This window comes from Microbacterium sp. Z10_103 (assembly GCF_058310455.1).
Window position 1 is genome coordinate 3313487 of record NZ_JBZEGK010000001.1, and the last position, 13791, is coordinate 3327277.

General features: G+C 69.0%; 14 protein-coding genes. 7 read left to right on the plus strand and 7 right to left on the minus strand.

What is annotated here, in order from left to right:
* Position 1: 1 nt before the first annotated feature.
* From AC4FS2_RS16100 to AC4FS2_RS16115, 4 genes are read right to left on the minus strand one after another with little or no spacing between them, the layout of a single operon-like run.
* Positions 2-1375 carry a glutamine synthetase family protein gene (locus tag AC4FS2_RS16100; RefSeq protein ID WP_491155144.1) on the minus strand — a complete coding sequence of 458 codons (1374 nt, stop codon included), beginning with the start codon at positions 1373-1375 and terminating at the stop codon, positions 2-4.
* Complete coding sequence (locus tag AC4FS2_RS16105; RefSeq protein WP_491155143.1) at positions 1372-2142, minus strand: SDR family NAD(P)-dependent oxidoreductase; 771 nt, start codon at positions 2140-2142, stop codon at positions 1372-1374. The genes AC4FS2_RS16100 and AC4FS2_RS16105 overlap by 4 nt, the downstream gene beginning before the upstream one ends.
* Positions 2139-2912 carry a gamma-glutamyl-gamma-aminobutyrate hydrolase family protein gene (locus AC4FS2_RS16110; RefSeq protein ID WP_491155141.1) on the minus strand — a complete coding sequence of 258 codons (774 nt, stop codon included), beginning with the start codon at positions 2910-2912 and terminating at the stop codon, positions 2139-2141. The genes AC4FS2_RS16105 and AC4FS2_RS16110 overlap by 4 nt, the downstream gene beginning before the upstream one ends.
* Entirely contained in the window at positions 2909-4396 is a 1488-nt protein-coding gene (locus AC4FS2_RS16115) for an APC family permease (RefSeq protein ID WP_491155139.1), read from the minus strand. Before AC4FS2_RS16115 ends, AC4FS2_RS16110 begins: the two co-directional genes overlap by 4 nt.
* A gap of 214 nt (positions 4397-4610) precedes the next feature.
* Between AC4FS2_RS16115 and AC4FS2_RS16120 the strand changes: the two genes are divergently transcribed.
* From AC4FS2_RS16120 to add (AC4FS2_RS16150), 7 genes are read left to right on the plus strand one after another with little or no spacing between them, the layout of a single operon-like run.
* Complete coding sequence (locus tag AC4FS2_RS16120; protein ID WP_491155137.1) at positions 4611-5690, plus strand: ABC transporter substrate-binding protein; 1080 nt, start codon at positions 4611-4613, stop codon at positions 5688-5690.
* A gap of 30 nt (positions 5691-5720) precedes the next feature.
* Complete coding sequence (locus AC4FS2_RS16125; RefSeq protein ID WP_484533990.1) at positions 5721-6545, plus strand: ABC transporter ATP-binding protein; 825 nt, start codon at positions 5721-5723, stop codon at positions 6543-6545.
* Complete coding sequence (locus tag AC4FS2_RS16130; RefSeq protein WP_491155134.1) at positions 6535-7371, plus strand: ABC transporter permease; 837 nt, start codon at positions 6535-6537, stop codon at positions 7369-7371. Before AC4FS2_RS16125 ends, AC4FS2_RS16130 begins: the two co-directional genes overlap by 11 nt.
* Entirely contained in the window at positions 7368-8249 is an 882-nt protein-coding gene (locus AC4FS2_RS16135) for an ABC transporter permease (protein WP_491155133.1), read from the plus strand. Before AC4FS2_RS16130 ends, AC4FS2_RS16135 begins: the two co-directional genes overlap by 4 nt.
* 46 nt (positions 8250-8295) lie before the next feature.
* On the plus strand, positions 8296-9336 hold the full coding sequence (gene add / locus AC4FS2_RS16140; RefSeq protein ID WP_491155132.1) for an adenosine deaminase: 1041 nt from the start codon (positions 8296-8298) through the stop codon (positions 9334-9336).
* Positions 9337-9349: 13 nt separating this feature from the next.
* Positions 9350-9955 (plus strand): helix-turn-helix domain-containing protein, encoded by a 606-nt coding sequence (locus AC4FS2_RS16145; protein WP_491177678.1) that lies wholly within the window; start codon positions 9350-9352, stop codon positions 9953-9955.
* Positions 9952-10995: an adenosine deaminase gene (add, locus tag AC4FS2_RS16150; protein WP_491177680.1), complete on the plus strand. Its 1044-nt coding sequence runs from the start codon at positions 9952-9954 to the stop codon at positions 10993-10995. The genes AC4FS2_RS16145 and add (AC4FS2_RS16150) overlap by 4 nt, the downstream gene beginning before the upstream one ends.
* Positions 10996-11090: 95 nt before the next feature.
* Here the strand turns inward: add (AC4FS2_RS16150) and AC4FS2_RS16155 are convergent, their stop codons facing one another.
* The 3 genes from AC4FS2_RS16155 to AC4FS2_RS16165 are packed head-to-tail and all read right to left on the minus strand — an operon-like array spanning position 11091 to position 13764.
* The gene (locus tag AC4FS2_RS16155; RefSeq protein WP_491177682.1) at positions 11091-12653 is read right to left on the minus strand and encodes a GMC family oxidoreductase; all 1563 of its coding nucleotides are present in this window, start codon (positions 12651-12653) and stop codon (positions 11091-11093) included.
* Positions 12653-13267 (minus strand): thiamine pyrophosphate-dependent enzyme, encoded by a 615-nt coding sequence (locus AC4FS2_RS16160; protein WP_491177684.1) that lies wholly within the window; start codon positions 13265-13267, stop codon positions 12653-12655. The genes AC4FS2_RS16155 and AC4FS2_RS16160 overlap by 1 nt, the downstream gene beginning before the upstream one ends.
* Positions 13264-13764: a thiamine pyrophosphate-binding protein gene (locus tag AC4FS2_RS16165; protein WP_491155124.1), complete on the minus strand. Its 501-nt coding sequence runs from the start codon at positions 13762-13764 to the stop codon at positions 13264-13266. Before AC4FS2_RS16165 ends, AC4FS2_RS16160 begins: the two co-directional genes overlap by 4 nt.
* Positions 13765-13791 lie beyond the last annotated feature (27 nt).

The following is a 13791-nucleotide window of genomic DNA, read 5'->3' on the forward strand; positions in this document are numbered from 1 at the left end:
CTCAGATCCGATCGAAGTAGCGTTCGAGGTCCCACGGGGTGACCGCGGATTGGAAGACGTTCCACTCGTGGTCGGCGAAGATGCGGAAGTGATCCGTGTTGTCATCGCCGATCAGCGTACGGACGAAGTCCGAGCCCGAGAACAGGCGGGATGCTTCTGCGAGCGTCGTGGGCATGCCCGAGTCGGCCTCTCCCTCGTAGGCGTTGCCGCGGGTCAGTTCCGGCGGAACCACCCCGCGCTCGAGGCCGTCGCGAGCCGAGGCCAGAAGTCCGGTGAGGGTCAAGTACGGATTCGTGTCGGCGCCGGGGAGGCGGAATTCGAAACGCAACGCGGAGGGCGAGTGCCCCACGACCCGCACGGACACCGAGCGGTTCTGGATGCCCCAGGTGCGTCCGAAGCCGGCGACTTCTTGCGAGTTGGTCCGCCGATAGGAGTTGATGGTCGGCGCATACCAGGCCATGAGGGCCGGGGCGTGCTCCAGGACCCCGCCCACCGCCTGCCGAAGCTTGTCGCTCATATGGTGGTCGGCCGACGCGTCCCAGAAGACCGGCTCGCCGCCCGTGTCCAGGAGTGAGAAGTGCACGTGGCACGACGACCCGGGCTGACCGTTCAATGGGCGCGCCATGAACGTCACTGACATTCCGGCGGCCACGGCGCTGTCGCGCACCGCCAGTTTGTACAGCGCGTGACGGTCGGCCATCTCGAGCGGGTCGCCGTACGCGAAGGTCATCTCCCACTGCCCCAGCCCCCACTCGGACTGCGCTGCTTCCATCTCGATCCCGCTGTCGCGGAGATCCTGCCGGAGCTTGCGGAAGAAGGGTTCGTAGGCGTTGCCCTCGTGGATGAGGAAGTCGCTCGGCGTGAGCGTCGTGGGCTCGAGGTCGCGGAACCCTCCCAGCCGCAATGCACGGGGGTCGTTGCGGAACAGGTAGAACTCCAGCTCCGTGCCCGCCTTCGGGATGTACCCGAGACCGTCGTACCGACCCAGCTCCTGCTTCAGGAGGACTCGCGGCGAGATTCCGAGCGGCTCGCCGGTTTCCGGCCACACCGGGTCGGCGAGGCAGATGGCGATACCGTCCAGCCATGCCGCCCGCCGCAGCGTGGCGAGGTCCGGGATCAGGGCGACATCGGGGACGCCGTTGTGCATCGAGCACACCGCGAGGACATTGGCTCCGATGAGGTCGAAGGACTGGTCGACGTCCCATCCCCACGCGCACGTGCAGATCTCGATCCCGGACTCCACGATCGAGGCGAAGCGCTCCACGGGCACGCGTCGGCCGACCAGGCGCCCCTGCAGATCCGGGGTGGCGACGATGACGGTGTGGATGCCGGCGTTCTCGAGCTCGGCGACCTCGAGAAGGTAGTCGACGCTCATCGGGTGAGCCATCCGCCGTCGACGGGCAGCTGGATGCCATCGATCCAGCTGGCCTCGTCCGAGAGCAGCCACGACACCGCTGAGGCGATGTCGGCGGGGGTTCCCACCCGCTTGACGAGGAGGCGTTGCCCCATGAAATCCATCGCCTCGGGGCTGGTGACGCCCTCGTAGGAGAAGAAGTCCGTCGCGATCGGACCCGGCGCCACGCAGTTGACGCGGATGTTGTCCTGCGCGAGTTCCACGGCGAGAGCCTTCGTCAGCATGGGCACTCCTCCCTTGCTGGCGTTGTAGTGCGGCTGGGCCGTGGTGCCGCTGGTGACGACGACGAGCGCCTCCACCGTGGACAGATTCACGATCGCTCCACCACCGGCGGCGGCGATGTGCGGGGCGACTTCCTGGGCCACCAGGAACTGCCCCTTGAGGTTGACGTCGAGCACGAGGTCCCATGCGTCCTCGGTGAGGTCGGCCAGGGAGTGGTTGGTGACGAGTCCGGCGTTGTTGATGAGGAGGTGCAGGGCGCCCCACTGCTCCACGGCCGTCGCGGCGGCAGCGGCGATCTCGGCGCGGTTACGCACATCGACGCGAGCGGCAAGAGCCGTCCCGCCGGCCTGCCGGATCAGCGCCGCCGTCTCCTCCGCCGCGGCGAGGTCGACATCCGTCACCATCATCCGAGCGCCCTCGGACGCCAGACGCAGGGACGTCTCGCGCCCGATGCCCGAGCCTCCGCCCGTGATGAATGCGGATCGGTCCGCGTGCCGTGCGTTCATGCTGCTGCCTCCTGGGCGTCGGTTGATACAGAAACGGCGGCTGCCGAGCGAACCAGCCAGTCGAAGATCGGGTCGCCGCCGAACACCTCCGGATGCCACTGGACCCCGAGCGCGCGGGCGCCTTCGACCTCGATGGCTTCGATCACGCCGTCCGACGCGCGACCGGCGACGACGACGCCCTCGCCGGGGCGATCCACGGCCTGGTGATGGAACGAGTTCACCCGCACGGTCGATCCGTACACCCGCGCGAGCGTGCTGTCAGGGGTGAACTCCACGTCGTGCACGCGGTGGGCGCGAGGGTAGGCGTAGGACCCGTGCGACTCCCCCTCGCCGAACTCGAGGTGCTGCACCAGGGTGCCGCCGCGGGCGACGTTGAGGATCTGCTGACCTCGGCAGATTCCGAGCACGGGCACATCCCGCGCGATCGCCGCCGCGATCAGGTCGATCTCGTACTGGTCGCGCAGGGGATCCACCACGGTCGTCCACGGTCCCGGGCTCTGGCCGTAACGGCGGGGGTCGACGTCCTCGCCGCCCGCGATGAGCAGGCCGTCCATGCGGTCCATGACGAGGGCCGCGTCCGCTACGAGCGGGATGTGCACCGGGAGACCGCCGGCACGGACGACGGATTCCGCGTACTCGCTGAGGTAGATGTCGACGGGGGCGTCGGCGAAACCGCGCGGGGCGCCGATGAGTGCTCCCGCGCCCCGTCGCCCCGTGATGGCGATCAGCGGGGCGCCCGAGAAGGGGTGTCGGGCGGGCGCTTCTGTCATTCCTGGTCGAGCCTTTCGGTGATGTGCGCGTATGCCTGCGCGTCCCGGGAGCGGATGACGAGCGCCTGGATGACGCCGATGAGCGGCGCCGCGATGACCACGGCCAGCAGGATGGCGCTGATGAGGCCCCAGGTCGGGTTGCCCTCAGCATCGGTGTCGCCCACCAGAAGCGGGAAGTTCTCCGCGATCAGCCACGCCGCGATGACGAGGCCGATGAGGCCGAGGCCCGGAGCAATGAACGCCTGCCAGAGGTTGGCGCCGGCGCGGCGGCGGGCGAAGTACACGACGACGGCCAGGCACGTGGCGGCCATCAGCAGCACGATCGCGAGCGTGCCGATCCCCGCGTACCAGGCGAAGGCCTGGGCCGGCGTGATGCCGACGATGGCCGTGAGGGCGATCGCCGCCCCGGCGATGGTCACCTGGACGAGAGACGCGCGGTGCGGGGACGAGTGGCGCGGGTGCACGGCAGCGAGCGCTCCGGGGAGGAGGCGCGCGTCGCCCATGGTGTGGAAGTACCGGGTCAGCACGTTGTGCAGGGAGAGGACCGCGGCGAACATGCTGCCCACCAGCAGCACGGCCACCACGACGGACCCGATCGGGCCGAGGTACTGGTCGGTGACGCGAGCCAGAAGTGTGGCCGGGTCTTCCGCTGCGACATCGAACAGGTCGGCTTCTCCCACTCCGATGACGACGGCCCAGGCAGCGAAGGCGTAGAAGACGCCGATCGTGATGGCCGATCCGTAGGTGGCGCGCGGGATGGTCCGGTCGGGGTCGCGCACCTCGCGGCGGTAGACGACCGTGGACTCGAAGCCGATGAACCCGGCGATGGCGAACATCAGGCCGAGCGCGGGGGAGCCCGAGAGGATGTTCTCGAGCGAGAACGGCGACAGCGTCACCCCGGCCGCTCCGCCGGTGATGAGGATGACGAGCGCCAGCACCAGCACGACACCCACTTCGGCCAGCAAGACCACCAGCAGCACCTTCGAACTCAGGTGGATGTGCCGATAGCCCAGCACGCCTACGAGCGCCACGGAGACCAGCGTGAAGATCCACCAGGGGATCTCGGGGCCACCCAAGAGCACGATGCTCGAGCTGACGGTCCCGCCGAGGTAGGAGAAGACGGCGACCTGAACCGTCGTGTAGGTGACCACCGCGAGGTAGGCGGCGGCGACGCCCGGGATACGTCCGAGCCCGTGCGAGATATAGGTGAAGAACGCGCCGGCGTCCGGGAGCCGCTTGCTCATCGCCATCAGCCCCACCGAGAACAGAAGCAGGATGGCGGTGGCCACGAGGAACATCACCGGAAAACCGATGCCGTTGCCGATGAGGAAGCCGATGGGCACGAGCCCGCCGACGACGGTGAGCGGCGCGGCGGCGGCGATGACCATGAAGGTGACGGCGAATGCGCCCAGGTTGCCACGCAGGGCGCGCGCGGGCGGCGTGGGGGCGGGGCTGCTCAGGGCGGTGTCGGGTGGCACGGACATGTGAACTCCTCGGGTTCCGCGACATCGCACGGATTGGTCTAATTACTAGACCATAAGGCCCATGCGCGTCCAGTCACGTTTACCGCACCGAAACACCCCGCCAGTGTTCGTGAAATCTACATCGCTTAACGTCAGAGCCAGCCGAGCACCGTCGAGCCCGTGACGGCGCCGCATCCTTACCCGAATGCACCACCGGCATCTGGAGACACAGCACATGACCTTCTTCTCTTCCCGGCGCGCATCGCGCGCCACCGCGGCCCTGGCCGGGGTCGCCCTGTCCGCCCTCGCCCTCACCGCTTGCGCCGGCGGCGCCGGTACGGCGTCGACCACCGAACCCGCCGAGGGGTCTGACGAGAGCTTCGGCGACATCACGGTCCAGCTCAGCTGGATCTTCAACGAAGAGTTCGCCGGTGAGTACCTCGCCGACACCAACGGCTACTACGAAGAGGCGGGCTTCGAGGAGGTCAACCTCATCCCCGGCCCGTCGGGCGGTGTTCCCGAGCTGCTGGGCGGCACGGCCGACATCGCGCTGAGTGATGCCGTGCAGGTCGGGGCGGCCGTGGCGAACGAGGGAGCTCCGCTGAAGATCATCGGCGCGACCTTCCAGGCCAACCCGTTCACGGTGCTGTCCCTCGAGGACGGCGGCAACATCGCCACGCCCGATGACCTCAAGGGCAAGAAGATCGGTGTGCAGGACTCCAACCTCACGCTGTTCAACGCGCTCCTCGCCGCGAACGACATCGATGCGTCGGAGCTCACCATCGTTCCGGTGCAGTACGACCCGGCGCCGCTGGTCAACGGCGAGGTGGATGGCTTCGTCGCCTACCTCACCAACGAGTCCATCTCCGTCGAGATGGAAGGCATGGCCACCACCAACCTCCCGTTCGCGGAGAACGGCCTGCCGTTCGTCGCCGAGACGCTCACCGTGACCGACGAGACGATCGCCAGCAGCCGCGAGATGCTGAAGGCGTTCCTGGTCGCAGAGATCCGGGGCTGGACCGACGCGCTCGCCGACCCGCAGGCCGGTGCCGACCTGGCGATCGAGACCTACGGCGTGGACCTCGACCTCGACCCGGCCAAGACGCTGGCCGGCTCGGAGGCGCAGAACCTCCTCGTGGTGTCTGAGGAGACTGAGGAGAACGGTCTGTTCACCATCTCCGAAGACCTGCAGGGGACCACCATCGAGAGCCTTGCCGGCGCGGGCATCGAACTGGACGCATCCGACCTGTTCGACATGAGCCTGCTGGCCGAGGTCTACGAAGAGAACCCGGATCTCATCGCCTACATGGGCTGAGATCTCCACCCCTACCGAGAGCTACAGACTGTGACCGATACGGCCACCCAGACCGGTGCCCAGGCGACGACCCTGGGCACCGGCCTGCAGATCACCGAACTGAACAAGGTCTTCAGCGTGGGGCGCAAGAGCGTCGTGGCGCTGCAGGATGCCAACCTCCACACCGACCAGGGCACCTTCCTGGCGCTGCTGGGGCCGTCGGGATGCGGGAAATCGACGATCCTCCGCATCCTGGCGGGACTGGAGGATCCCACCAGCGGCAGCACCCGCGTGGACGGGAAGAGCCCCAAGGAGCTTCGCCGGGGCAACGAGCTCGGCATCGCCTTCCAGGACTCGGCGCTTCTTCCCTGGCGCAGCGTGCAGTCGAACATCCAGCTGCCCTTCGAGGTCGCGGGCAAACCCGTCGACAAGGCCTACGTGGCGGAGATGATCGACCTGGTCGGTCTGAAGGGCTTCGAGAAGGCCAAGCCGGCGCAGTTGTCCGGAGGCATGCGCCAGCGGGTGTCGATCGCGCGCTCGCTCATCATGAAGCCGTCGGTGCTGCTTTTCGACGAGCCCTTCGGTGCGCTGGATGACATGACCCGGCAGAAGCTCAACCTCGAGCTGCTGCGCATCTGGACCGAGAAGCCGGCGACCACGCTGCTGGTGACGCACGGGATCTCGGAGGCGATCTTCCTCTCCGACCAGGTCGCGGTGATGAGCCCCCGACCGGGCCGCATCAAGGAGGTCATGACGATCGACCTCCCGCGCCCGCGCACACCGGAGATGATGCGCACGCCGGAGTTCCACGCGTACGTCGACCACGCCCAGGAACTGCTCTTCGGCGTGGGGGGCGCTGCTGCCGATGACCACTGACGCAGCGAAGGCGCGCGCGGTCCAGTGGGAGGACATCCGCCTTCCCGCGTGGGTCACCGGCCTGATCGGCGCTGTCGGGGTGATCGCGCTCTGGTGGATCCTCGCAGCCACCGTCTTCTCCAGCGTCGGCCCGGGAGGCGCGCAGGCCATCCCGACCCCGCTGCAGGTCGTGGTCGAGTTCGCCGAGACGGGCTTCGACTTCTACGTCCGCAACTTCGGCATCACGCTGACCGAGGCGGGCATCGGCTACGTGTGGGGCAACGGTCTCGCGCTGGTGCTCTCCACGGTCGTGCTGATCGTCCCCCGCCTCGAAGGCGCCGTGATGCAGATCGCGATCATCACCTACTGCATCCCCATCGTCGCCCTCGGCCTCCTGCTCACCGTGATCGTCCCGATCCCCACCGCCGGGCAGCCGTCGACGACCGCGATCTTCCTGGCGGCGCTCAGCTGCTTCTTCACGACCGTGGTCGGAGCGCTCCTGGGACTGAAGGCCGCCGACAAGGCCAGCCTCGACCTCATCACCGTCTACGGCGGCTCACGGCTGACCCAGCTGCGCAAGGTGCGCGTGATCGCCTCGCTTCCGGCGATCCTGAACGCGCTGCAGATCGCCGTGCCCGCCGCCTTCCTCGGCGCGGTGCTGGGCGAGTTCTTCGGCAAGATCACCGTGGGGGTGGGGCCGGCGATGATCGCTGCCCAGCAGGCGCTCAACGCGGCGCGAGTGTGGGACATCGCTCTCGTTTCGGGAGCCGTCGCCCTCGCCGGATATGCGCTGCTCGGCCTGATCTCACGTGCGGTGGCCCCGTGGTCGAAGGGAGCGGTCCGATGACCGAAGCCGCTCTCACCGCCGTGAGCACCCCCGCCGCGGCCGCGCAGCAGTCCCAGCTGGACGAGCAGATCCGTCGGGAGACGCGTGCGTCGACACGGCGCGCGCTCGGCCGCAGCATCCTCACCTTCGCCCTGACGATCGTCGCGGTCCTGGTGATCTGGGTCGGGGCTCTGTGGCTGTTCGGGGTCTCGGCGTACGTCGGGAAGGGTCCGGTCGACGTCTGGAACTTCCTGTTCACGATGCCCAACGCCGAGGCGAACCGCGCTCAGCTCTTCGGACAGCTCGCAGTCACGCTGGGGCACGCGGTCGTCGGCTTCGCCGCGGGTCTCGTGGTCGCCCTGCTCATCGCGATCCTGTTCCAGCTCAGCAAGGGGGTCGAGCACGCGCTGATGCCGATGGCGATGCTGTTGCGGTCGGTGCCGCTCGTGGCCATGGCGCCCGTCATCATCCTCATCTTCGGCCGCGAGTTCGCCTCGGTCGCCGTCATCGGCGGCATCGTCGTCCTCTTCCCCGCGCTCGTCAACATCGCGTTCGGTCTGAAGTCGGCCTCACCCCAGATGAACGACCTCATCTCCGTATACGGCGGCACGGCGTGGACGCGACTGCGGAAGGTCGCCCTCCCGAGCTCCCTCCCGGAGTTCTTCGCGGCGGTGCGCATCTCGGTGCCCGGCGCCATCACCGGCGCACTGCTGGCCGAGTGGCTCGCCGTGGGCGGCGGGATCGGCGGTGCCGTCGGCGGATACGTCAACGCGGCGCAGTTCTCCGCCGTGTGGACGGCGGTCGTCCTCGTCACCGGCGCCGCGCTCGTGCTGTACAACCTCGTGCAGATCGTCGAGTCGGTCGTGCTGGCCCGCATGGGGATGGCCGATCGCGCCTGACTGCCCCCCGCATCCGTTCTGCTGCCCCAACCCGAAGGAACCTCCTATGACGACGTCCGTCGACCTGTCCGCGTTCGCCCACGGCCTGCCCAAAGCCGAGCTGCACCTGCACCTGGAGGGCACGCTCGAGCCCGAGCTGAAGTTCGCCCTCGCCGCGCGCAACGGCATCGATCTCCCGGAGAAGACCGTGGAGGAGGTGCGGGCGACGTACAACTTCACCGACCTCACGAGCTTCCTCGCCGTGTACTACCCGGCGATGCGGGTCCTGCAGACGGCGGACGACTTCCACGACCTCGCGTGGGCGTATCTGCTCAAGGCGAAGGAGCAGGGCGTCGTGCACGCCGAGATGTTCTTCGACCCGCAGGCGCACACGAGCCGGGGGGTGCCGTTCGAGAACGTGATCACCGGCTACCGCCGCGCGGCCGTGCGGGCGCAGGACGAACTGGGCGTTTCGGCCGAACTCATCCTGTGCTTCCTGCGCGACTTCTCCGCCGAGTACGCGATGGCGACGCTGATGGAGGCGCTGCCGTACAAGCAGTGGATCCTCGGGGTGGGACTCGATTCGGATGAGCGCGACAACCCGCCCACGAAGTTCGCGGCGGTCTTCGCGCGCGCCAAGGCGGAGGGCTTCTTCCTCACGATGCACTGCGACATCGACCAGGTCGGCTCGATCGACCACATCCGCGCCGTCCTCGAGGAGATCGGGGTCGACCGCATCGACCACGGCACGAACATCGTCGAGGATCCCGCGCTCGTGCAGTTGGCCAAGGAGCGGGGCATCGGGTTCACCACGTGCCCGGTGTCGAACTCGTTCGTGACGGAGCAGATGAAGGCCGACGAGATCGTCGGGCTCCTGCGGGAGGGCGTGCGCGTGATGGTCAACTCCGATGACCCGGCGTACTTCGGCGCGTACGTCGGCGACAACTACGTCGCCCTTGCCGAGCAGGCGGGGTTGACGCCGACCGACCTCGTGCAGCTCGCGATCAATTCGTTCGACGCGTCCTGGCTCACCCCGGCGCGCCGCGCTGCCTCCGTCGCAGCCGTCGAGGAGTACGCGACCGCGCACGGAGTGCCCCTCCCGGCCTAGGAACGGAGCACCTGTGACCACGACGCACGCCGACGCGGCAGGGGATGCTGCGGCGAACCTGCGGCTGGGCGCTTCGATCCGCCAGGTCCGGCATGCCCGCGGGATGACCCTCGTGCAGCTGGCCGAAGCGACCGATCTGTCGCACCCATTCCTCAGCCAGCTCGAACGCGGGCTCGCGCAGCCGAGCCTGTCGTCGCTGCGCCGCATCGCGCTGGCTCTGCAGACGAGTCCGATCGAGTTGATCGCCGCGGCGGAGCCGCCCGACCTGTCGACCGTCGAGGTCGAGGTGCACCGGCGGGGCGAAGGCCGCTTGGACGAGAGCTTTGCGGGGGGTGCTGCGCGGATGCTCGCGAACGGGGTGCGGCCGCTGCATCCCCTCGAGGTGGAGGCGGCCAACGCCGAGCCCGGAGAGGTGTTCGTCCACCACGAGGACGAATTCCTCTATGTCGTCGAGGGGGAGGTCCGCGTGGAGGCGGGCGATCAGGAGCTTCTGCTGGCGCCGGGCGACTCGGCCTATTACGCCGGCGGCGTGCCGCATCGCTGGTGGTCGGCCAGCGCGCAACCGTACCGGCTTCTCGTGGTGAAGCAGGGCACCACCCTCCCCGGGAGTGACGCATGATCTCGTACGCCGATTACCTTCAACTGCTGCCGAAGACCGAACTGCACTGCCACTTCGTCTCGACGATGGATGCGGCCCTGTTCCTCGAGCTCGCCGGCAAGCACAGCGTCCGGCTGTGGAAGTCCGACCCGTCGACGCTGTTCGACTTCGCCGACCTCGTCGATTTCCTCGTCGCGTTCCGTTTCGCGCACGACGTGCTGCGCGACCCGGAGGACTTCGAGCGGGTCGCCTACGAGGGTGTCCGCCGGGCGGTTGCCGACGGAAACCTCCGCTATCGCGAGTACTACGTCAATCCGCAGTACTTCGCCGAGCGGGGCCTGACGTACCCGCAGGTCGTCGACCCGATCCTCGCCGGTCTCCGCGCCGCGCACCGCGACTTCGGCGTGGGATTCCGCGTCGTCATCGCGATCAACCGCCGAGACTCCGCGTCCTCGGCTGTCGCGCTTGTCGAGCAGATGATCGCGCATCCGCGCGCCGAGGTGGTGGGAGTGGGGCAGGATGACCTCACCCCGGAGAACACCGAGGATCCCACGCGCTTCGCCGAGGCGTTCGCCCTCGCCCGCGCTCATGGTCTGAAGCTCACCGCCCACGCGGGGGAGACGGATGCGGCGTCGCCGGACGCCGTCCGTGAGGCCATCGAGGTGCTCGGGGTCGACCGTATCGATCACGGCTACCGGATCGTCGACGATCCGGCCGTGGTCGCGCTGGCCCGCGAGCGCGGCATCGGGTTCACGGTGACGCCCGTGTCGACGACGATCTGCTCGGGGTGGACGCTCGGCCCGAGCCACCGCATCCGCGCCATGATCGACGCGGGGCTGCCGCTGGCCGTGTCGACCGACGACGCGATGTTCTTCCGCACCGACCTCGGCCGCGAATACCGCGAGGGTCTCGCGGCGATGGGCGTGGACGCGGACACCGCGAAGCGCATCGCGCTGGAGGGGATCGATGTGGCGTTCTGCTCCGATGAGGAGAAGGCTGCGCTGCGCGCCGACTTCCGCGCCCAGTTCCTCGCGCTCGACGCGCTCCTCGCCCCGGCCTGAGCCGCGCGCATCCGCCGGCCGCGGTCATGTCCCGCTTCTGCAGGTTCTGAGGCACGGAAGCCTGCAGAAGCGGGACATCACTCCGGTGGCAGCGGTCAGGCGGCCCGCAGGAGGTCAGCGGCGCGCTCGGCGATGGCGACCGTCGGCGCCTGGGTGTTGCAGGTCGGGATGCTGGGCATCACCGAGGCATCCGCCACCCACAGGCCTTCGAGCCCGCGCACCCGCAGCTGCGGATCGACCACGGCGAGGTCATCGACCCCCATGCGTGCCGTGCCGGAGCAGTGGAAGAACGTGCCGATGTTCTCCCGCACGAAGCGCGTCTTGGCCGCCACGTCGAGGCCGCGCGGGGGCGTGATCGGGCCCTCCGCGAGCTCTGCATAGGCGGATGTCGCGACCAGGTCGTGCACCGCATCCACTGCCTCGACCATCGCGGCGAGGTCGATCGGGTCGGCCAGATAGTTCGGCTGGATGTCGGGCGCGCGGTCGGCGTCGGACGAGCGGACCCGCACCCACCCCACGCTGCGCGAGCGGTAGAGCCCGGGAACGAGGGCGAACACGCGGTCGCCCGAGAGGTCGTGCGCCGCGTGCAGCGCCTCGTCGCCGCGGGAGCCGTGGGCGATGACGGCGTGCAGGTCGGGTCCGGCCTCGGCGTGGGAGCTGCGCCAGTTCAGCATCGCGCCGCCGCCGTTGCCGATCACCGGTCCGAGGTCGGAGCGCGCGCGGAAGTTCATGCCGAGGATGAGCGGATGGTCCTGGAAGTTCTCGCCGACCCCGGGCAGAGCGTGCACGGGGTCGATACCGGCAGCGCGGAGCCGAGCCGGGTCCCCGATTCCGGAGAGCTGCAGCAGCCGCGGGGTGTCCAGGGCGCCCGCCGACAGCACGGTGCGGGCGGCGGAGGTGGTCACCGGGGCGCCGTCGACGAGGTGGCGGATGCCGCGCACCACGCTTCCGTCGAGGATCAGGTCGAGGACGCGACTGCCCAGGAGGACGTCGAGGTTGTCACGCCCGAGCGCCGGCTCCAGGTAGGCGCGGGCGGTGCTCCACCGCTCGAACGCGCCGGTTTCGCCCACGACGGCGTTGTAGTCCGCGTACACCGCCCCCTCGTTCGAGGCGCCGTTCGCGTCGTCGAGAACCGGCAGACCGCGCTCGGACGACGCCGCCAGGAGTGCGGAGGCGATCGGGTGGACCTCGGCGAGCGGCCCGACCTTCATCGGGCCCTCCAGCCCGCGGAAGGTCGGGTCGCCGCCGGGGCGGGATTCCGAGCGGCGGAAGTACGGCAGCAGATCGTCGTACCCCCAGCCGTCGGCCCCGGCTTGTTGCCACGCGTCGTAGTCCGCGCGGGAGCCGCGGTACCAGAGCATCGCGTTGGTCGACGACGAGCCGCCCAGCACCCTGCCCCGCGGCATCGCAAGCGCCCGTCCGAGCACGGCCTCGGCGGGGGTGGAGCGGTAGCCGTAGTCGTACGGCCCGCCGATGAGAGCGTCCCAGTGCGCGGCATCCACGATCTCCGGCACGCCGCGGTGGTCGGGGCCGGCCTCGACGAGCAGGACGCGCATCGCGGAGTCCTCCGACAGGCGTGCGGCCACGACGCATCCCGCCGCCCCGCCCCCGACGACGAGAACGTCGTATTCCGCCGCGGGCGTGCGCACGACAGGCATCAGTTGTGCTCGCTCGGACCCATGATCGAGACGCCCTCGGTCGCTTCGACGTGGCGGACGAAGATGTATTTGTCCTCGCGCCCGTCCGAGTGCTTGCGCCTGATTCCGGGCTCGAGGATCCCGTCGGTCTTCGCGACGACCAGATACGGCTCGGATGCGGCGAGGCCCGCGACGCAGTGCGCATCGAACTCGTCGAGCGTCGTCGCGGTGTGAGCCTGTTCGACCCCGGCGCCGCGGGCGATCGCGGCGAGGTCGACGCGGCCGCCCTTCGTGTGGGTCCGGGGGCCGCCGATCGATTGGTACTGCTCGTTGTCCCACACCACCACGAAGAGGTTGTGTGGGCGCTCGTTGCCGAGGGTCGCGAGGATGCCGAGGTTGAACAGGAGGCCGCCGTCGGTGTCGAGCGACACGATGCGGCGGTGGGGGAGGCCCACGGCGAGTCCGAACGCCTCGGGGGTGACGCATCCGAGCTGCTGCTGGAACAGGCTCGCCTCGCGCATGTGCGGTGCGGCGTTGTACCACTCGTCGACCGCGCCGCCGAGGGAGAGGATGACGAGCTCGTTCTCGAGCCGGGCGCCGAGCAGCTTCATGGCTTCGAACCGGGAGTAGCTCATCGGACGAGCCCCCCGCCGAGGACGACGGCCGCGTGGTAGTACGAGGCGTACGCCGTCTCATAGGCGTTCACGATGGCCTGCTCGATCTCGTCCACCTCGTGGACGATCGTGTAGGGCGTGCGCAGGGTCTTCAGGAGGGGCTCCATGGTGATCCCGTGGGGGATCGCCCACCAGTTGTTCTCGCCCATTTCGCCCCGGTAGCTCATGATCATGACGACCGGGATGCCGGCGCCCAGCCCCATCCGCGCGAGGTGCTCGGTCGCCGCCCGCAGGCCCGAGTTCTCCATGACGAGGACCGCCCGCTTGCCGGAGAGGAACACGCCGCCGGCGATCGCGGCGCCCTCGCCCTCGTTGGTGACGGGGATGGTGCGGATGTCGGCATCCGCGTCAAGCGCCGGGTACAGCTCCTTGAGGAGCGAATCCGGCAGGTACGTGGCGACGCTGACCCCGGCCTTCTTAAGGCCTCGGATCACCGCCTCGACGGCGTCTTGTCTCATTGCGTGCTCTTTCTCTCCTGGGTCGAC

Bases quoted from the DNA above. Each gene is read 5' to 3' on its own strand.
- AC4FS2_RS16100 (WP_491155144.1), bottom strand. From the start codon at position 1,375: ATGAGCGTCGACTACCTTCTCGAGGTCGCCGAGCTCGAGAACGCCGGC.
- AC4FS2_RS16105 (WP_491155143.1), bottom strand. From the start codon at position 2,142: ATGAACGCACGGCACGCGGACCGATCCGCATTCATCACGGGCGGAGGC.
- AC4FS2_RS16110 (WP_491155141.1), bottom strand. From the start codon at position 2,912: ATGACAGAAGCGCCCGCCCGACACCCCTTCTCGGGCGCCCCGCTGATC.
- AC4FS2_RS16115 (WP_491155139.1), bottom strand. From the start codon at position 4,396: ATGTCCGTGCCACCCGACACCGCCCTGAGCAGCCCCGCCCCCACGCCG.
- AC4FS2_RS16120 (WP_491155137.1), top strand. From the start codon at position 4,611: ATGACCTTCTTCTCTTCCCGGCGCGCATCGCGCGCCACCGCGGCCCTG.
- AC4FS2_RS16130 (WP_491155134.1), top strand. From the start codon at position 6,535: ATGACCACTGACGCAGCGAAGGCGCGCGCGGTCCAGTGGGAGGACATC.
- AC4FS2_RS16135 (WP_491155133.1), top strand. From the start codon at position 7,368: ATGACCGAAGCCGCTCTCACCGCCGTGAGCACCCCCGCCGCGGCCGCG.
- add (WP_491155132.1), top strand. From the start codon at position 8,296: ATGACGACGTCCGTCGACCTGTCCGCGTTCGCCCACGGCCTGCCCAAA.
- add (WP_491177680.1), top strand. From the start codon at position 9,952: ATGATCTCGTACGCCGATTACCTTCAACTGCTGCCGAAGACCGAACTG.
- AC4FS2_RS16155 (WP_491177682.1), bottom strand. From the start codon at position 12,653: ATGCCTGTCGTGCGCACGCCCGCGGCGGAATACGACGTTCTCGTCGTC.
- AC4FS2_RS16160 (WP_491177684.1), bottom strand. From the start codon at position 13,267: ATGAGCTACTCCCGGTTCGAAGCCATGAAGCTGCTCGGCGCCCGGCTC.
- AC4FS2_RS16165 (WP_491155124.1), bottom strand. From the start codon at position 13,764: ATGAGACAAGACGCCGTCGAGGCGGTGATCCGAGGCCTTAAGAAGGCC.